At 62.8% G+C, this 323-nt stretch carries 1 protein-coding gene; it reads left to right on the top strand.

The window, feature by feature from the left end; translation table 11 throughout:
• Positions 1–59: 59 nt before the first annotated feature.
• Positions 60–323 (top strand): usg protein (locus tag C7I87_RS25170; RefSeq protein WP_149906760.1); only part of this gene is annotated, 264 nt, incomplete at its 3' end.

Raw genomic sequence — 323 nt, 5'->3', positions numbered from 1 at the left:
GCCGGAACCGCTCACCCCCCAGGGAGTTGGCTGCAGACGGCCGCCGAAAGGAGACATGAATGGTTGAAAATGTCAGCAAGGAGTTCCGCCTCCAGATGGAGGGCTACGGCCTGACCACGGCGCAGATCCATTATCATCTGCCCGACCATCCGAGCCTGCTGCAGCTTTATGTCTGGCAGGACTACGACCTGGCGCCGGAGTTCCCCGAACTCAAGGGGTTCCTCTCCTATTGGGAGCGCGAACTCGACGGGCCGCTTCACTCCGTCCACGTCGCCCACCACCGGCTCATCACGCCATCCGAATGGCGGGCGATCGACGGTGTC

Origin of the sequence: Mesorhizobium sp. SARCC-RB16n (genome assembly GCF_008520305.1) — a bacterium.
Taxonomy (GTDB): Bacteria; Pseudomonadota; Alphaproteobacteria; order Rhizobiales; family Rhizobiaceae; genus Mesorhizobium.
The sequence above is the reverse complement of the archived record's forward strand: the minus strand, read 5'-3'. Positions and strand labels throughout refer to the sequence as shown.